The following is a 15,572-nucleotide window of genomic DNA, read 5'->3' as shown; positions in this document are numbered from 1 at the left end:
GGAATGAAACCCGCACTTTTTTTCGCTTGTACGGCAACTCCATTCCCAGTTTTCATGTAAGTGTCCTCCACTCACCCAGGAAGCTTGCGATGCCCGCCCATGATTTCGTCAGCCCCGACAGCATCCGCGCGCAGTTCTCTGCCGCCATGTCGCTCATGTACAAGCAGGAAGTCCCCCTGTACGGCACGCTGCTCGAGCTGGTGAGCGAGATCAACCAGCAGGTCATGGCCGCGCAGCCCAAGGTGGCCGCAGCCCTGCGCTGGACCGGCGAGATCGAACGCCTCGACCAGGAACGCCACGGCGCCATCCGCGTGGGTACAGCCGAAGAACTGGCCACCATCGCCCGCCTGTTCGCGGTGATGGGCATGGCGCCGGTGGGCTACTACGACCTGAGCTCGGCCGGCGTGCCGGTGCACTCCACCGCGTTCCGTGCCGTGCATGAACAGTCGCTGCACATCAGCCCGTTCCGCGTGTTCACCTCGCTGCTGCGCCTGGAGCTGATCGACAACCCGCACTTGCGCGAACTGGCCCAGGATATCCTGGCAAGACGGCAGATCTTCACCCCCCGCGTGCTCGAGCTGATCGCCCAATGCGAACGCGACGGCGGCCTGAACGCGAGCGACGCCGAGACCTTCGTCCAGGAAGCACTGCATACCTTCCGCTGGCACCAGGACGCCACCGTCACCGCCGAACAATACCGGCAACTGCACGACCAGCACCGGCTGATCGCCGATGTGGTGGCGTTCAAGGGCCCGCATATCAACCACCTGACCCCACGCACCCTGGACATCGACGCGATCCAGCTCGGCATGCCGGCCAAGGGTATTCCCCCGAAAGCCGTGGTCGAAGGCCCACCCACCCGGCGCCATCCGATTCTGTTGCGCCAGACCAGCTTCAAGGCCCTGCAGGAAAAGGTCGCCTTCAGCGATGCGCAGGGCAGCCACACGGCGCGCTTCGGCGAGATCGAACAGCGTGGCGCGGCGCTGACGCCCAAGGGGCGCCAGCTCTACGACCGACTGCTGGATGCCACCCGCGCGGCCTTGGGCGGCGCGCCGACCGAGGCCAATGGCGAACGCTATGCGGCGCTGCTCGCCGAGCACTTCGCCGAGTTTCCGGACGACCTGGCGCAAATGCGCGAACAGGGTCTGGCGTACTTCCGCTACTTCGCCACCGACAAGGGGCTGACGGCACGCGGGGAGAAAAATCGCCCGGACACCCTGCAAGGTTTGATCGACGCCGGGCATGTGCATTTCGAGGCTCTGGTGTACGAAGACTTCCTGCCGGTGAGCGCGGCCGGGATCTTCCAGTCCAACCTGGGGGACGAAGGGCAGGCCGATTACGGCAGCAATGCCAACCGCCAGGCATTCGAGCAGGCGCTCGGGCTGGACGTGCAGGATGAGCTGGCGCTGTACGCCCAGAGCGAGCGACGGTCGTTGCAGGCATGCGCCCAGGCGTTGGGGCTGGCCGCGCTGTAACGCGGCAGCCCCGGCTGCCTCATTCTCCCGGCACCAGGCGCAATGTGCTCTGCGCCGGGATCACCCCCATGCGCACCTTGTGATAGCGCCCCTGAATGTAGTCCTCGGCCTGGTCGCCATAGTGCCGGTCGAAAGGCACACCGCTCTGACCGACGGGGTTGATGGTCAGCGCGGCGCCAGCATCGGCGAAATCGATCAGGCGCCGGGTCGACGGCCCATAGGTGACCGGCCAGGGCGCCGGGCCGATCTTCGCCGACAGGTTGTTCGGCACTTCATGGCTGCCGGGCGCGGCGAAGGGACCGACGTTGAACAATAGGTTCAACGGCTTCTTCACCCCCAGCGGGTGGTTGTGGGTCAGGGTATGGGCCTTGCCCCACTGCCAGCGGGCCGGATCCTTGCCCATGGTTTCGCGCAGGTGCCCGAGGGTGCGCTGCCAGGCTTGGCGCACGACGGATGTGCGGTCGCCGTGCGCGTTGCCGCCGCGCAGGTTCCACCACGGCGATGACGGGTCGGCGGCCAGGCGCGGCAGGGCGGCGTCTATGGCGCGAGTGCCGAGCAGTACCGGGAACCAGGTATCGCCCAGCTCGTCGTGCAAGGCGGCGAAGGCCAGTTCGTAGAGGAACTGGTTGAACAGCGTGGCGCTGGTGGAGTCCAGCGGGTAGTCGCCGCGCCAGGCGGCCAGCTGCTCGACCAGTTCTTTCTCTTCATCGCCCTGGGCGACGCTGCGCAGGGTGCCTAGCAACGGCGCCAGGGTGCGCGGGCCGTAATCGGTGCTGGTGTCCAGCTGCAGGGCCTGGCTGTTCTGGGTATCCCACTTGATGTCCGGGGCGTCCAGCCGGCGCTCGAGCTGTCGCCCCCGGTCGGCCAGGTTGTAGTAGCCGGGCACCGGGATCGTTGCCGGGGGCTGGTAGTTGGCCGAAACGATGTAGCCGCTGGCCGGGTTCTCCTGCTGGGGATTGGCGCTGAACGGGTAGAACCCGGGCTTGGCGGCCTGGCCGCTGCTGCCGTCGAGGATGAAGGCCGGGTTGACCCCGTCCGGACGCACCGGCAACCGCGCCGCCGCCCACCAGCCGATATCGCCGCGAGCGTTGGCCCAGACCAGGTTCAACCCCGGCGCCTGGACCTTGGCCGCCGCCTCACGCATCTTGCCCAGGGTGTCGGCGCGATTGATCTGGTAGAAACCCTCGAGAATCGGGTTCTCGGTTTCCAGGAACGCCCACCACATGGCGATAGGCGCGGTACCCGCGGTATCGCCCAGCACGGTGTTGACGATCGGGCCATGGGGCGAGCGGCGCAGGGTGATGGTGACGGGCTCCGCGCCTTTCACCGCGATCTTCTGCTCGGTCTGCTCCAGCGGCTGCCAGCGGCCATCGACCATCACCCGCTCGGGGTCGTCCGGATCGGTCTTTTCGGCGATCAGGTCGACGTCGTCATTCTGGAACATGGTCAGGCTCCAGCCGAAATCCTGGTTATGGCCAAGCAGCGCGAACGGGTTCAGCGCCTGGAAGTAGCCATACAAGTTGAAGCCCGGCGCCGACAGCTCGGCCTCGTACCAGACCGCCGGCACGGCGAAGGCGATGTGCGGGTCGCCGGCCAGCAACGGGCGACCGCTGCGGGTGCGGCTGCCAGACACGACCCAGGCGTTGCTGCCTTCGAACTGCGGGATGCCGGCGTCGCCCAGGGCGTCCTGGCTCAGGCGCGCCAGTTGCTCAAGGCTGCGCCAGTCGGCGGCGGCCAGTGGCGTGGCCAAGGCGCCGTCCGGGTGCCAGTCGAGGTCGAAGATCTGCAGATACTCGGGGCCGAGCTGGTCGCGGATGTAGGTCAGCGCGGGCTCGGTGCGAAAGGCCGCGGCAAAGCTATAGGCGAGGTAGCCAGCGATGCTCAGGGTGTCCTCGGCGGTGAAGGGCCGGGGGGGAATGCCGAGCAGGTCGAACTCCATCGGTTTCGGATGGCTGGCCTGCCACTGGTTGACCCCGTCCAGGTAGGCCTGCAGCGCTTGCCACGCGGGTGATTGCGGGTCTTGGCGCCGCGCCATCAGCGCCGCCTGATCGCCAATGCGCAGGCTGCGGAACAGGGTGTCGGTGGGCAGCAGCTTCTCCCCCAACACCTCGGCCAGTTCGCCACGGGCCAGACGGCGCATGATCTCCATCTGGAACAGCCGGTCCTGGGCATGCACATAGCCCAGCGCGCGGTACAGGTCCTGCTGGTTCTGCGCCTGCAGGTGCGGCACGCCGCGATTGTCGTAGCGCACGCTGACCGGCGCCTGCAACCCGGCGACCGCCACCTCGCCCTCGCGCTGGGGCTGCTTGCCCGCGACATACCAGTAACCGCCGCCAGCGGCGGCCACGGCGATCACCACCGCCAGCAGGGTCAGGCTGCGCTTCATCGAGACTCCTTGTGCACTCAAGGGAGAAAATGTGGTCCGATCATCGGCGGATTCGCGAACTGAGCATAGCCCCACCAGGAGTTTCCATGTCCCTCAGCGAAAAACAGAAGATGCTGGCCGGCCAGCTCTACCACGCCGGTTGCCCCGAGCTGCAGGCCGAACAGGCCGCCAACCGGCTGTGGATGCACCAGTACAACGGCAGTGGCGAGCTGCCCAACGAAGCACGCCATGACCTGCTGCAGACGCATCTGGGCAACGTCGGCGCCGGGGTGGTGATCCGCCCGCCGTTCCACTGCGACTACGGCTACAACATCAGCGTGGGCGCCAACACGTTCATGAACTTCAACTGTGTGATCCTCGACGTGCTGCCGGTGCGGATCGGCGAGGACTGCCAGATCGCCCCGGCGGTGCAGATCTACACCGCCGACCACCCGCTGGATCCTGAACTGCGCCGCAGCGGCCTGGAGAGCGGACGCCCGGTGATCATCGGCGACAACGTGTGGATCGGCGGCGGGGCGATCATCCTGCCGGGGGTGACCATTGGCGACAACGCGGTGGTCGGCGCTGGCAGCGTGGTGACCCGCGACGTGCCAGCGGGGGCGGTGGTGATGGGCAACCCGGCGCGGGTGCGGGGATAAGGAAAAGCCCTGCGGTGAAGGCCGCAGGGCTTTTTTCAAGCAGGCTTGAAGCCAGGTTTGCCGTTGGCGGCGCGCCATTGCTTGACGCGCTGGAGGATCCCTTCAGGGCTGTCGACTGCGCCCTCCGGTGGATAGAAGATAACGTCCGAGCGATCAGGATGTTCGGTGACCCGCTCGAAGTGCGACACGACTTTGTTAGTCAGTCTCTCTTGTGTTGGGCCGTCCAAGTCCGGGTGCTCATCGAAGAGGGTATTTAGCAGGGTTAGAAATTCAGCTTCTGTGTAATCTTCGAATTTGTCTTTGAATATCATGGCTACCGTCCCGAATGATGGTTGATGTGACGTTTGGCAGACATTATTACGATGTTGTCTAAGTTATAAACTGCGCCACCTTTGGCAATTTCCTCTATGTGGTGCAGCTCAAACCTCTTGCGGCCGCCGACTCGCTCCGCAGTTGGTGCGAACGGTGCATTACCTTTTCGCATTTCCCGGAGGTTGGTTTTCGTAAAGTGTTTGTTAAGTAGATTGTCCGCCGCCACCTCCTTCCAAAACGCCTCCCTAAGCCTATCGAACTCCGCATACCACCGCCCGGTTAGCTTTTCCGCAATGCGTGAAGGAATCGGCGCCCCTTGCGCTGTGATTGCGCCCTCCAGGAATCGATCCGAGGTCAGTTGTCCAACGCCACTGCTGTATCCGGGAATCTTCCGCGGATTGCGCAGCATCACGTAGATCGGCGCCAACCCTGAATCGGCCGGGAAGATGATGACGTAGTCGTCGATGTCCGCGTCAGGGATGGCCGGGAACGTGCGGATGTTCGGCTCGCGAGGCACCTGGATGCTGCCGGGGTAGTGCTTCTGCAGGTCTTCCACGATGGGCAGCGCCGGAATGGCGTTACCCGTCTCGGGGTCGTAGGTATCCAGGCTGCTGGGGGGCGTTGCCGGGTGCCAGAGCAGCGTTGCGCCGCCAGGCCCCTCGGCGGTGAAGCGATACGCACCGTGACCTGGGTCCCACTGGGCTTGGCGTACCCGGACATCGCGCAGCATGCCGCTGCCATCGGTGGCCGCGAGGTACACCTCGGTCTGCTCGCCCGCAGGGACGGCATTCATGCGCAGCGGCAATTCGAGGGTTTGCCCGGCCCGGCGGTTGGCCTCGTGGCTAAGGTCGGCGCCCGGCGTCATCGATGCCAGTGGCACGGTCACACCCATGCGCTCGCCGTCACCCAGACGGGCGGAGTAGAGCATCAGTGGGGCGTACCTCAGGGCTCCCAGTGCGGTCTGGGTCAGCAGGGTGAGTGCGGCTTTGCCCAAGGTTTCGGCAAAGGCGGCCCAGATCGCTTCGAAGTGCGCCACCGCGCCCCGTGTGGTCGCCAGGATCAGGGGGTGGGTGGTGCTGGCGGTCCAGGCATTGAAGGTGACAGGGGTATTGCTGGGTGTGCGCCCGGAAAGCGTGGACAGGTACAGCTGTTCTTCGAAGGCAGCGCTGATGGCCTGCCTGGCTTGTGCTTCCAGGACGTCGCTGGAGGCTTTCTCCGAGGGCCACATGGATTGATGCAAATTGCTGTAGTCCGCAATTCGCTGCTTGAGCCGGGTTATCTCATCCTTGCGCCCGATCGGTGCATAAGGCTTTTCAAAGCGCAATGCGTGATCGAGGCTGGCCGGGGTCGACAGCAGCGACTTGGCATTGAGATCAGTCAGGAAGGCCTGCTTACGCAGTACCGCACGTGCTCGAATCAGGTCCGAGGTTTCCCGCTCGAGCTCTTGTGCATGGGCAAGCGCGGCCTGTTCGGCGATATCGTCATGGGCATGGCGCTCAAAGGCCGTCAGCAACTGACTCAGCGCTTCCTTGCTGGTCTGGTGGTCGTGTCGACTTTCAAGCGCTTGGTTTAGTCTCGATTCGATCTGGTTGATCAGTCGGTCGATGCTGTCGCGCTGCCTGGACCGATACTTGGCATTGCCGTACTCGGTTTGCAGCCTGGCGCGTGTGCCGGCCAACCTGGCCACCGATAGCGCCAGCCGTTTGGCTTCGAATGCCGCCCGATAGGACGTCAGCCAGGCCTGCCGTGGGTCGTCGCCTGGATTGGCCTGCCGGGTGACCGCAACAAACTCCTTGAAGCTGCGATGCACAGGGTCGCCGCCGAAGAAGCGGTGGGCCTGTTGCTGTACGCTCTGCTGACGGGCCTGCTGCTCAGCGCGCAACCGCTCGACCGCGCTGATACGGCTCTCCAAGCCTGCGATTTCGCTGAGCCCTGCCAAGGATCCAGCGCGGACCGCAATCGCTTGGTCCAGCTGTGTGTCCAGGTCAGCAAGCAGTTGCTCGTGCTCCTGCTGGACCTGCTGCTTGTCCCTCTCGATCTGGGGCACCAGATCGATCACCAAGCGACCAGGACGAAACGTCGAGGTCAGATGACGCGGAGGAATTCGGTTATGGTTCCAAAAGATGTCGTGGTCGAAGCGCAGGGCCGAGGGTGGCTCTGGAAACGTGTCCCTGACATGGGACTTAGGTAGGTTTAGCGGGCCTTCTCGTGACATACAGGATCTCCTTTTCTGTATGTCGCTACGCTAGGGCGCCTCCCTCGACCTATGGCTGTAGTTATCTATCACCCACTGATCTCCCTCCAGGGGCAATAACAGCCGACAGCCAGAGTGTTGGACGCCTGCACCTGGCGTCCTTCGTTCAGCGCCTTGAGGATCGGCTCGATAAAGCTGTTACTCGAGTTGCACACCGCGCCTTCGCTGTAGGGGCCGAAGTAGGCCAGCCTGCCGTCGCGGTCCCAGATCGCCACGGCGGGCGTGGCGGGCAGGTGTTCGCTGCCGGGCAGGCTGGCCAGGGGCTCCAGCGCATCGAGGGTGACGGGTAGCCGGCCATGGCTGCCGGGCTTTTGCAGCACATGGAAGCGCACGCCCAACGGCGCGAAATGCGCCACCAGCTCGCTCAGGTGCTGCTGGTTGCCGACATTGCACGGGCAGGCCGGGTCCCAGAAATGCACCACACGGATCGGACCTGGGCCGGCCAGTTCGGGCGGCAGGCGCAACTGGCCGCCATCGAAGAAAGTGGCCTGGTTGTCGAACGGACGCAGGTAGCGGGCCTGGAAGCTGTCGTAGGCCCACCACAGGGCCGCGGCGCAGAGCAGGACGGCGAGGATGCCGAAGAATGGCTTGGTGTGTCGGGCTGGCATGGGTGATCCGCAGAGCCTATGAGTGACACGGGCCTCCTGTGGGGGCGGGTTCACCCGCGAATGCGGCAGCGGCGGCACCATAGCATTCGCGGGTGAACCCGCTCCCACAGGAACCGAGTGGCCCGTTGTATGGGGGTGCAGCTTGCCATGGCACGGCCCAGAGCTGAATATCGCAGATCAATACTTGCTCCAGTGCGGATGTACCGATGCCCGTCAGCTTCAACCCCGACCTGTTGCGCAGCAGCTTGTCGCCGCTCGCCGCTCGCCCGCCGCTGTCCGCCCAGGGCCAGGCCTACCAACGCTTCTACGGCCTGGCGCTGCCCGCGCACAGTTGGCTGGGGGGCTTCCAGGTCGCGGGCTTCGACCTCGCCGGCCAGGTCTGGCTGCCGGAGAACGCGCAGGCGACGCTGTTTCTGCTGCACGGTTATTACGACCACATGGGCCTGTACCGACATGTGATCGAATGGGCCTTGGGCCAGGGCTACGCCGTGATCGCCTGCGACCTGCCGGGCCATGGCCTGTCCAGCGGCGAGCGCGCCAGCATCGACGATTTCGCCACCTACCAGCGGGTGCTCGACGCGCTGTTCGAGCAAGGCCGTCTGCTCGACCTGCCACGCCCTTGGCATCTCTGCGGGCAGAGCACCGGCGGTGCGATCGTGGTCGATCACCTGCTGCACCAGGGCGAACGCAGCCCGGCCGACGGCGAGGTGATCCTGCTGGCGCCGCTGGTGCGCCCGCGCGCCTGGCATTGGTCGAAGCTCAGCTACTGCGTGCTGCGCCACTTCGTCAACGGTATCGAGCGGCGCTTCAGCGAGAACACCAACGATCCGACCTTCCTGCCCTTCCTCGAGGCCGATCCGTTGCAGCCACGGCGCCTGCCGACTGCCTGGGTCGGCGCGCTGATGAAATGGGTCAGGCGTATCGAGACCGCGCCGCGCAGCACGCGCCGGCCACTGATCGTGCAGGGCGAGGCGGACGGCACGGTGGATTGGCCCTACAACCTCAAGGTGCTCAAGGCCAAGTTCGCCGAGCCACAGATCCTCATGCTGCCCGAGGCGCGGCACCACCTGGCCAACGAACTGCCCGATATCCGCCAGCGCTACTTCACGTTCATCGGCCAGCGCCTGGGCTGATCAGTTCAGGTCGGCGGCGTTCTGGCCGACGGCGAGCGCGGCGCGCACCGCGGTCACCGCGGCCTTGTAGTAGGCCTGGCCATCCGTCGATTCGGCGAAGGTGGCGAATTGCTCCAGCTCGGCATCCGACAGGTCGCGATAGACGTACAACAGGGTGTTGTTCAGGTCTTCTCCCACCTGGTTCATCAGACGCTGGCGCTGGCCGTCGAGCAGGTTCTGCGCCTGACCGCCACCGAACAGACCGGGCAACATCGAGCTGAGGCTGTCGGCGGCCACGCCGGCGATCGCCAGGCTGACCTCGGCGCCGGCTTCGCGGGCGGGCAGCGCCTTGGCCAGGTGGCCGATGATCAGCAGCCGATCGTCGCTGGCCTGGATCTTCGGCAGGCCCTTGGCGTTCTTGGCCAGTTGGTCCTTGCGCGTGGCCAGCAGCTCGGCGGCCACCACCTTGCGCCCCAGCGGCGACTGGAAGAAGGCCAGGGCCGGCGAGGGGTTGGCCAGGTTGGCGCGCAGTTGCGCCTGGGCGCGGCGGTCCATGGCCTGGGCCTGGAAGCGCTGGTTGCTGTTGTTCACCAGCGCCTGGTAGACGGCCGGCGGCAGGCTGTTGCGGTAGCGCTGCTGGGCGGCGCTCACGGCATCGTTGAAATGGGCGCGCTGGTCGGGCCAGCCGGCGGCCTTGTACAGCTGATCGAGGGTGTCTGCCCAGACAGGCATGGTGCAGATCATCAGCAGAAGCAGGGAAAACAGACGGCGCATTCAGGACTCCTGTCGGCAGGCCGCCATTGTCCTTGGCGGGGCGGGGCTTTGTCGAGTCGCCAGGGGCGCTTCCTGACCAAGTGGCGCTGTGCGGCGACCTGCCGAATGGCTATGATGCGCCATGCACATTCCTTCCGAACACCCGCTGCTGTCGGCGATCGTCGATGACCTGGCCACCCGTGGCTGGTCGCAGCAGAACCTCTTCCTGCCCGACACGTTGGCACGCGAGCTCGCGCTCGAATGCCGGCGCCGTTACGCCGAAGGCGAGCTCAATCCCGCCGGCGTCGGCCGCGGCGCCACGCAGGAAGTGCGCGAGGCCATTCGCGGCGACCAGATCCAGTGGCTGGATCCCGGCGAGTCCGAGGCCTGCGATCGCTACCTGGCCGCCATGGACAGCCTGCGCCAAACGATCAATCAGGGGTTGTTCCTGGGGCTCGAGGACTTCGAATGCCACTTCGCCCTGTATCCACCGGGGGCTTTCTACAAACGCCATCTTGACCGCTTCCGTGACGATGACCGGCGCATGGTATCGGCGGTGTTCTACCTGAACGAAGGCTGGCAGCCGGAGGATGGCGGGCAGTTGCGCATGTTCCTCGAAGGCGGTGTCGAGCACGATGTCCCGCCTGTGGCCGGCAGCCTGGTGGTGTTCCTGTCCGGCGACGTGCCTCACGAAGTGCTTCCTGCCGGGCGCGAGCGCCTGTCGTTGACCGGTTGGTTCCGCCGTCGTGGCAACGATCCGTTCTGACCTGCCGAAAGTCCTGGTCAGCGCCTGCCTGCTAGGGCAGCCGGTGCGCTACGACGGACGCGCCAGCGGTCATCCCGACGTATTGCAGGGCTGGCAGGCCGAGGGTCGGGTGGTGCCGCTGTGCCCGGAGGTGGCCGGCGGCCTGCCGACCCCGCGTCCGCCAGCGGAGATCCCGGGCGGACAGGGCCGCGCGGTGCTGAATGGCCAGGCGCGGGTGGTGACGGTGACGGGCGAGGATGTCAGCGACGCGTTTCTGGCCGGGGCGCGGTTGGCACTGGAACTGGTACGCCGGCATGGCATCCGCGTGGCGGTGCTCAAGTCCGGCAGCCCGTCGTGCGGCAACCGCCTGGTCTACGATGGCAGCTTCACTGGCGAGAAGGTGGCAGGGGAAGGGGTGACCACAGCCTTGCTGCGCCGCGAAGGAGTGCAGGTGTTCAGCGAACTGGAGTTGGAAGACGCGCAGCAAGCGCTGGCAGCGGTCTGATCGCGGGGCAAGCCCGCTCCCACTGGATCTGTACAACGTTCGTGGGAGCGGGCTTGCCCCGCGATGCGATGTTACTGCCCCGCTGGCGCCTGAGTAGTGCCCTTGAGCCATTTGCTTTGCAGCGCAGCCAACCGCCCATTGTCCTCGATCCGCTGCAGGGCGTTGCTCACAGCCGCCTCGAAGGCTGGGTTGCCCTTTTGGAACGGGATCATGAGTTGCTGACTGGCCAGGACCCGACTGGCGTCGAGCTTGTCGGTAAGCACGCTGTCGGGCTTGCCGAAGGCAATGTCGAACTTGCCGCTTTCCAGCCCTGGCAACACATCTTCAGCGGGCACTTCGACGAACTCGGCGCGCACGTCCAGCTCCTTGGCCAAGGCCTGGCCCAGTTCGATCTCGAAGCCGGTCAGGTGTTCGTTTTCCTTGAACGCATAGGGGGGCGCGTCGCCGAGCACGGCAATGCGCAGTTCGCCACGGTCGTTGATTTCGTCGATCAGCTCGGCCTGGGCCAGCGGGCTGAACAGTACCGCCAGCAGAATGCCAATGGTCAAACGCATGAGTGCCCCTTTCTTGTTCGGCAGATGAATTGCATTCGCCGTGGCTTTCTCGTCTGCCGCGGTCGAACGCAGCCTATGACCTCAAGGCCGAGCCAATGTTTGAGTCGGCCCTGAAATATTTCTGTCCCGGTTTTTGAACCTCTAGCGGTCTGGTTGGACTATGGTGAACTACCGTTGCGCTTCGTTTTTGCGAGAGCGGTCAATTGAAGTGAATCACAGGAGAAGTGAATGAAAAGCCTATTTTCGCGTGCTGCCGTCGCCGGTCTGCTGATGGGGGCGTCGGTCGTGGCCAGCGCCGCGGATGCCCTGAAGAGCCAGCAGCCACCGGAAGGCGCCAAGGTCTTCATCGTTTCCCCCGCCGACGGGGCCACGGTCGACAAGACCTTCACCGTCAAGTTCGGTATCGAAGGCATGGGCCTGAAACCCGCGGGCGACCAGACCCCGCACACCGGCCATCACCACCTGCTGGTGGATGTGGACAAGGCGCCGGTCGCCGACATGCCGCTGCCGACCAGCCTGATGCCGGAGAACAACGCGCCGCTGCCGGCCGGCCCGCAAGTGCTGCACTTCGGCAAGGCGCAGACCGAGGCGACCATCACCCTGACCCCGGGCAAGCACACCCTGCAACTGGTGCTGGGCGACATGTACCACGTGCCGTTCAAGCCGAGCGTCGAGTCGCAGAAGATTACCGTCAACGTCAAGTGACGCGGGGCCTGGCACCGGATGCTTTTCGCATCCCCATGAAAAAGGGAGGCCACCAGGGCCTCCCTTTTTCATGCCGCGGTGAACCTCAGAACAGTACGCGCGAGCGGATGGTGCCCTTCACGTGCTGCAGTTTCTCCTGGGCCAGGTCGGAGTACTCGGCGTCCACGTCGATCACCACGTAACCGACTTTCTCGTCGGTCTGCAGGAACTGACCGGAGATGTTGATGCCGTTCTCGGCGAACACCTTGTTGATCTCGCTGAGCACGCCCGGGATGTTTTCGTGGATGTGCAGCAGGCGGTGCTTGCCTGGGTGAGCCGGCAGGGCCACTTCCGGGAAGTTGACCGACGATACGGAGGTACCGTTGTCGCTGTACTTGACCAGCTTCTCGGCCACTTCCAGGCCGATGTTGGCCTGGGCTTCGGCGGTGGAACCACCGATGTGCGGGGTCAGGATCACGTTGTCCAAGCCACGCAGCGGGCTTTCGAACTCTTCGTCGTTGGAGCGCGGCTCGACCGGGAACACGTCGATGGCGGCGCCGATCAGGTGCTTGTCCTTGATCGCGGCGGCCAGGTGGTCCAACTCGACCACGGTGCCACGGGCGGCGTTGATCAGGATCGCGCCCTTCTTCATCGCGCGGATTTCCTTCTCGCCGATCATCCACTGGGTGGACGGCAGCTCGGGCACGTGCAGCGAGACGATATCGGCCAGGCCCAGCAGGTCGTGCAGGCTGGTGACCTGGGTGGCGTTACCCAGCGGCAGCTTGGTCAGCGGGTCGTAGAAATAGACCTGCATGCCCAGGCTCTCGGCCAGCACCGACAACTGGGTGCCGATCGAGCCGTAGCCGACGATGCCCAGCTTCTTGCCACGGATCTCGAAGGAGTTGGCCGCGCTCTTGATCCAGCCGCCACGGTGGCAGGAAGCGTTCTTCTCAGGGATTCCGCGCAGCAGCAGGATGGCTTCGGCCAGCACCAGCTCGGCCACCGAGCGGGTGTTGGAGTAAGGGGCGTTGAATACCGCGATGCCGCGCTCACGGGCCGCGCCCAGGTCGACCTGGTTGGTACCGATGCAGAAGCAGCCTACCGCGACCAGTTTCTTCGCACAGTCGAAGACCTCTTCGGTCAGCTGGGTGCGCGAGCGGATGCCGATGAAGTGGGCGTCGGCGATCTTTTCCTTCAGTTCGGCGTCTGGCAGCGAACCGGTGAGGTACTCGATATTGGTGTACCCGGCAGCCTTCAGGGTATCCACCGCGTTCTGGTGGACGCCTTCAAGAAGAAGGAACCTGATCTTGCTCTTGTCGAGAGAAGTCTTGCTCATCTGCGTAAACCTGTATCCCGGAGAAAAATGGCGAGGGGGGTGAAGCGGCGCGGCGTCGGCCTTAGCACGAACGACGGGAGGGCTATGCTAGCATACGCGACCTGATCTGAGCTTATCCCGACAGGTGAAGCGTGCTCAGGGTGACTATGAATAAGTCGAGAGTTCCAGCGATGACCCAGTCTGCGGAAATTGATGAGCTGATGACCCTGGTCGACCCTGGCAAGGTCCTCACCGACCCCGCCTCGCTCGAGGCCTATGGCAAGGACTGGACCAAGCACTACCCGCCCACGCCCAGCGCCATTGTCTTCCCCAAGTCCATCGAACAGGTCCAGGCCATCGTGCGCTGGGCCAACCGCCACCGGGTCGCCCTGGTGCCATCCGGCGGGCGCACCGGGCTTTCGGGCGCCGCGGTGGCCGCCAACGGTGAAGTGGTGGTGGCCTTCGACTACATGAACCAGATTCTCGGTTTCAACGAATTCGACCGTACCGTGGTCTGCCAGCCGGGGGTGATCACCCGCCAGCTGCAGCAGTTCGCCGAGGATCAGGGCCTGTATTACCCGGTGGACTTCGCCTCCAGCGGCTCCAGCCAGATCGGCGGCAATATCGGCACCAATGCCGGCGGAATCAAGGTGATTCGCTACGGCATGACCCGCAACTGGGTCGCCGGGCTGAAGGTGGTCACCGGCAAGGGCGAGCTGCTCGAACTGAACAAGGACCTGATCAAGAACGCCACCGGCTACGACCTGCGCCAGCTGTTCATCGGCGCCGAAGGCACGCTGGGCTTTGTCGTCGAGGCGACCATGCGCCTGGACCGGGCGCCGCGCAACCTCACCGCCATGGTGCTGGGCACGCCCGACTTCGACGCGATCATGCCGGTGCTGCACGCCTTCCAGGGCAAGCTCGACCTGACCGCCTTCGAATTCTTCTCCGACAAGGGCCTGGCCAAGATCATGGCCCGTGGCGACGTGCCCCCGCCGTTCGAAACCGCCTGCCCGTTCTACGCCCTGCTGGAGTTCGAAGCCAGCACCGAGGAGGTGGCCAACGAGGCGCTGGCCACCTTCGAGCACTGCGTCGAGCAGGGCTGGGTGCTCGATGGCGTGATGAGCCAGAGCGACACCCAGCTGAAGAACCTGTGGAAGCTGCGCGAGTACCTGTCCGAGACCATCTCCCACTGGACGCCGTACAAGAACGACATCTCGGTCACCGTGTCGAAGGTGCCGGCGTTCCTGCGAGATATCGACGCCATCGTCGGCGAACACTATCCGGACTACGAAGTGGTCTGGTACGGCCATATCGGCGATGGCAACCTGCACCTGAACATTCTCAAGCCCGACCACATGAGCAAGGACGACTTCTTCGCCTCCTGCGCCAAGGTCAACAAGTGGGTATTCGAGATCGTCGAACGCTACAACGGCTCGATCTCCGCCGAGCACGGCGTGGGCATGACCAAGCGCGACTACCTGGGCTACAGCCGCTCGCCAGATGAAATCGCCTGCATGAAGGCGATCAAGGCGGTGTTCGACCCGAACGGCATCATGAATCCGGGTAAGATCTTCGCTCCCGAATAAAAAGCAGTATGCACAGGAGTCGGCCATGAGTTACCAGCACCAGTACGTAGACGGCACGCGCATTCACTTCCCGCTGGGCAAGGTGGTGTGCATCGGCCGCAACTACGCAGAGCATGCCAAGGAACTGGACAACCCCATTCCCAGCGAGCCGCTGCTGTTCATCAAGCCCGGCAGTTGCGTGGTCCCACTGGAAGGCGGCTTCAAGATCCCGACCGACCGTGGCTCGGTGCATTACGAGGCGGAAATCGCCGTGCTGCTGGGCAAGCCGCTGTCGACCAACCCTTCGGAGGAAGAGGTGCTCGACGCCATCTCCGGCTTCGCCCCGGCGCTGGACCTGACCCTGCGCGATGTGCAGGCGAAACTGAAGGAAAAGGGCCTGCCCTGGGAACTGGCCAAGTGCTTCGACGGCGCCTGCGTGCTGCCGCCGTTCGTCTCGGCCGGCACCTTCGAGGACCTGGCCGACATCGGCATTCGCCTGACCATCAACGGCGAAGTGCGCCAGGATGGCAACAGCGCGCTGATGCTCAATCCGATCGTGCCGATGATCCAGCACATGGCGGCGCAGTTCTCCCTGCAGGCCGGCGATGTGATTCTCACCGGCACCCCGGCGGGCGTGGGGCCGTTCAATGTCGGCGATGAGCT

15 protein-coding genes are annotated in these 15,572 nt (G+C 64.8%); 8 read left to right on the top strand and 7 right to left on the bottom strand.

The window, feature by feature from the left end; genetic code table 11:
• Positions 1–89: 89 nt before the first annotated feature.
• Complete coding sequence (locus N5D48_RS23305) at positions 90–1,475, top strand: VOC family protein (protein ID WP_279888332.1); 1,386 nt, start codon at positions 90–92, stop codon at positions 1,473–1,475.
• A gap of 19 nt (positions 1,476–1,494) precedes the next feature.
• Here the strand turns inward: N5D48_RS23305 and N5D48_RS23300 are convergent, their stop codons facing one another.
• Complete coding sequence (locus N5D48_RS23300; RefSeq protein WP_279888330.1) at positions 1,495–3,861, bottom strand: penicillin acylase family protein; 2,367 nt, start codon at positions 3,859–3,861, stop codon at positions 1,495–1,497.
• Between the two features lie 86 nt (positions 3,862–3,947).
• On the opposite strand from N5D48_RS23300, the gene N5D48_RS23295 reads away from it, so the two are divergent.
• Complete coding sequence (locus N5D48_RS23295) at positions 3,948–4,499, top strand: sugar O-acetyltransferase (protein ID WP_279888328.1); 552 nt, start codon at positions 3,948–3,950, stop codon at positions 4,497–4,499.
• 35 nt (positions 4,500–4,534) lie between these two features.
• On the opposite strand, the gene N5D48_RS23290 is transcribed toward N5D48_RS23295, so the two are convergent.
• The 3 genes from N5D48_RS23290 to N5D48_RS23280 all read right to left on the bottom strand — a co-directional run bounded on the left by N5D48_RS23290 (position 4,535) and on the right by N5D48_RS23280 (position 7,673).
• Positions 4,535–4,810, bottom strand: a complete 276-nt coding sequence (locus N5D48_RS23290; RefSeq protein WP_279888326.1) for a bacteriocin immunity protein — start codon at positions 4,808–4,810, stop codon at positions 4,535–4,537.
• 2 nt (positions 4,811–4,812) lie between these two features.
• Positions 4,813–6,870, bottom strand: coding sequence for an S-type pyocin domain-containing protein (locus tag N5D48_RS23285; RefSeq protein ID WP_279888323.1), 2,058 nt, complete (start codon positions 6,868–6,870; stop codon positions 4,813–4,815).
• A 224-nt stretch (positions 6,871–7,094) separates the two neighbouring features.
• Positions 7,095–7,673, bottom strand: a complete 579-nt coding sequence (locus tag N5D48_RS23280) for a DUF6436 domain-containing protein (protein WP_279888322.1) — start codon at positions 7,671–7,673, stop codon at positions 7,095–7,097.
• A 206-nt stretch (positions 7,674–7,879) separates the two neighbouring features.
• On the opposite strand from N5D48_RS23280, the gene N5D48_RS23275 reads away from it, so the two are divergent.
• Positions 7,880–8,806, top strand: coding sequence for an alpha/beta hydrolase (locus N5D48_RS23275; protein ID WP_279888321.1), 927 nt, complete (start codon positions 7,880–7,882; stop codon positions 8,804–8,806).
• Here the strand turns inward: N5D48_RS23275 and N5D48_RS23270 are convergent, their stop codons facing one another.
• Complete coding sequence (locus tag N5D48_RS23270; RefSeq protein WP_279888320.1) at positions 8,807–9,559, bottom strand: DUF2059 domain-containing protein; 753 nt, start codon at positions 9,557–9,559, stop codon at positions 8,807–8,809.
• Between the two features lie 121 nt (positions 9,560–9,680).
• On the opposite strand from N5D48_RS23270, the gene N5D48_RS23265 reads away from it, so the two are divergent.
• A complete protein-coding gene (locus tag N5D48_RS23265) occupies positions 9,681–10,304 on the top strand; it encodes a 2OG-Fe(II) oxygenase (RefSeq protein ID WP_279888318.1) in 624 nt (207 codons plus the stop codon).
• Positions 10,294–10,788, top strand: coding sequence for a DUF523 domain-containing protein (locus N5D48_RS23260; RefSeq protein ID WP_279888334.1), 495 nt, complete (start codon positions 10,294–10,296; stop codon positions 10,786–10,788). Before N5D48_RS23265 ends, N5D48_RS23260 begins: the two co-directional genes overlap by 11 nt.
• A gap of 71 nt (positions 10,789–10,859) precedes the next feature.
• Here N5D48_RS23260 and N5D48_RS23255 read toward each other — a convergent pair whose 3' ends face one another.
• Entirely contained in the window at positions 10,860–11,342 is a 483-nt protein-coding gene (locus N5D48_RS23255) for a transporter substrate-binding domain-containing protein (protein ID WP_279888317.1), read from the bottom strand.
• 228 nt (positions 11,343–11,570) lie between these two features.
• Here N5D48_RS23255 and N5D48_RS23250 point away from each other — a divergent pair, with 228 nt between their 5' ends.
• Positions 11,571–12,047, top strand: coding sequence for a DUF4399 domain-containing protein (locus N5D48_RS23250; protein ID WP_279888315.1), 477 nt, complete (start codon positions 11,571–11,573; stop codon positions 12,045–12,047).
• 85 nt (positions 12,048–12,132) lie between these two features.
• Here N5D48_RS23250 and serA read toward each other — a convergent pair whose 3' ends face one another.
• Positions 12,133–13,362, bottom strand: coding sequence for a phosphoglycerate dehydrogenase (gene serA / locus N5D48_RS23245; protein WP_279888313.1), 1,230 nt, complete (start codon positions 13,360–13,362; stop codon positions 12,133–12,135).
• A 170-nt stretch (positions 13,363–13,532) separates the two neighbouring features.
• Between serA and N5D48_RS23240 the strand changes: the two genes are divergently transcribed.
• Together N5D48_RS23240 and N5D48_RS23235 are read left to right on the top strand one after the other, a co-directional pair.
• A complete protein-coding gene (locus tag N5D48_RS23240) occupies positions 13,533–14,930 on the top strand; it encodes an FAD-binding oxidoreductase (protein ID WP_279888311.1) in 1,398 nt (465 codons plus the stop codon).
• A 25-nt stretch (positions 14,931–14,955) separates the two neighbouring features.
• The coding region (locus N5D48_RS23235; RefSeq protein WP_279888310.1) for a fumarylacetoacetate hydrolase family protein at positions 14,956–15,572 on the top strand (617 nt) is incomplete at its 3' end.

The organism is Pseudomonas sp. GD03858 (genome assembly GCF_029840925.1).
In the GTDB taxonomy this organism is placed as follows: domain Bacteria; phylum Pseudomonadota; class Gammaproteobacteria; order Pseudomonadales; family Pseudomonadaceae; genus Aquipseudomonas.
The sequence above is the reverse complement of the archived record's forward strand: the minus strand, read 5'-3'. Positions and strand labels throughout refer to the sequence as shown.

Bases quoted from the DNA above. Each gene is read 5' to 3' on its own strand.
- N5D48_RS23305 (WP_279888332.1), top strand. From the start codon at position 90: ATGCCCGCCCATGATTTCGTCAGCCCCGACAGCATCCGCGCGCAGTTC.
- N5D48_RS23300 (WP_279888330.1), bottom strand. From the start codon at position 3,861: ATGAAGCGCAGCCTGACCCTGCTGGCGGTGGTGATCGCCGTGGCCGCC.
- N5D48_RS23295 (WP_279888328.1), top strand. From the start codon at position 3,948: ATGTCCCTCAGCGAAAAACAGAAGATGCTGGCCGGCCAGCTCTACCAC.
- N5D48_RS23290 (WP_279888326.1), bottom strand. From the start codon at position 4,810: ATGATATTCAAAGACAAATTCGAAGATTACACAGAAGCTGAATTTCTA.
- N5D48_RS23280 (WP_279888322.1), bottom strand. From the start codon at position 7,673: ATGCCAGCCCGACACACCAAGCCATTCTTCGGCATCCTCGCCGTCCTG.
- N5D48_RS23275 (WP_279888321.1), top strand. From the start codon at position 7,880: ATGCCCGTCAGCTTCAACCCCGACCTGTTGCGCAGCAGCTTGTCGCCG.
- N5D48_RS23270 (WP_279888320.1), bottom strand. From the start codon at position 9,559: ATGCGCCGTCTGTTTTCCCTGCTTCTGCTGATGATCTGCACCATGCCT.
- N5D48_RS23265 (WP_279888318.1), top strand. From the start codon at position 9,681: ATGCACATTCCTTCCGAACACCCGCTGCTGTCGGCGATCGTCGATGAC.
- N5D48_RS23255 (WP_279888317.1), bottom strand. From the start codon at position 11,342: ATGCGTTTGACCATTGGCATTCTGCTGGCGGTACTGTTCAGCCCGCTG.
- N5D48_RS23250 (WP_279888315.1), top strand. From the start codon at position 11,571: ATGAAAAGCCTATTTTCGCGTGCTGCCGTCGCCGGTCTGCTGATGGGG.
- serA (WP_279888313.1), bottom strand. From the start codon at position 13,362: ATGAGCAAGACTTCTCTCGACAAGAGCAAGATCAGGTTCCTTCTTCTT.
- N5D48_RS23240 (WP_279888311.1), top strand. From the start codon at position 13,533: ATGACCCAGTCTGCGGAAATTGATGAGCTGATGACCCTGGTCGACCCT.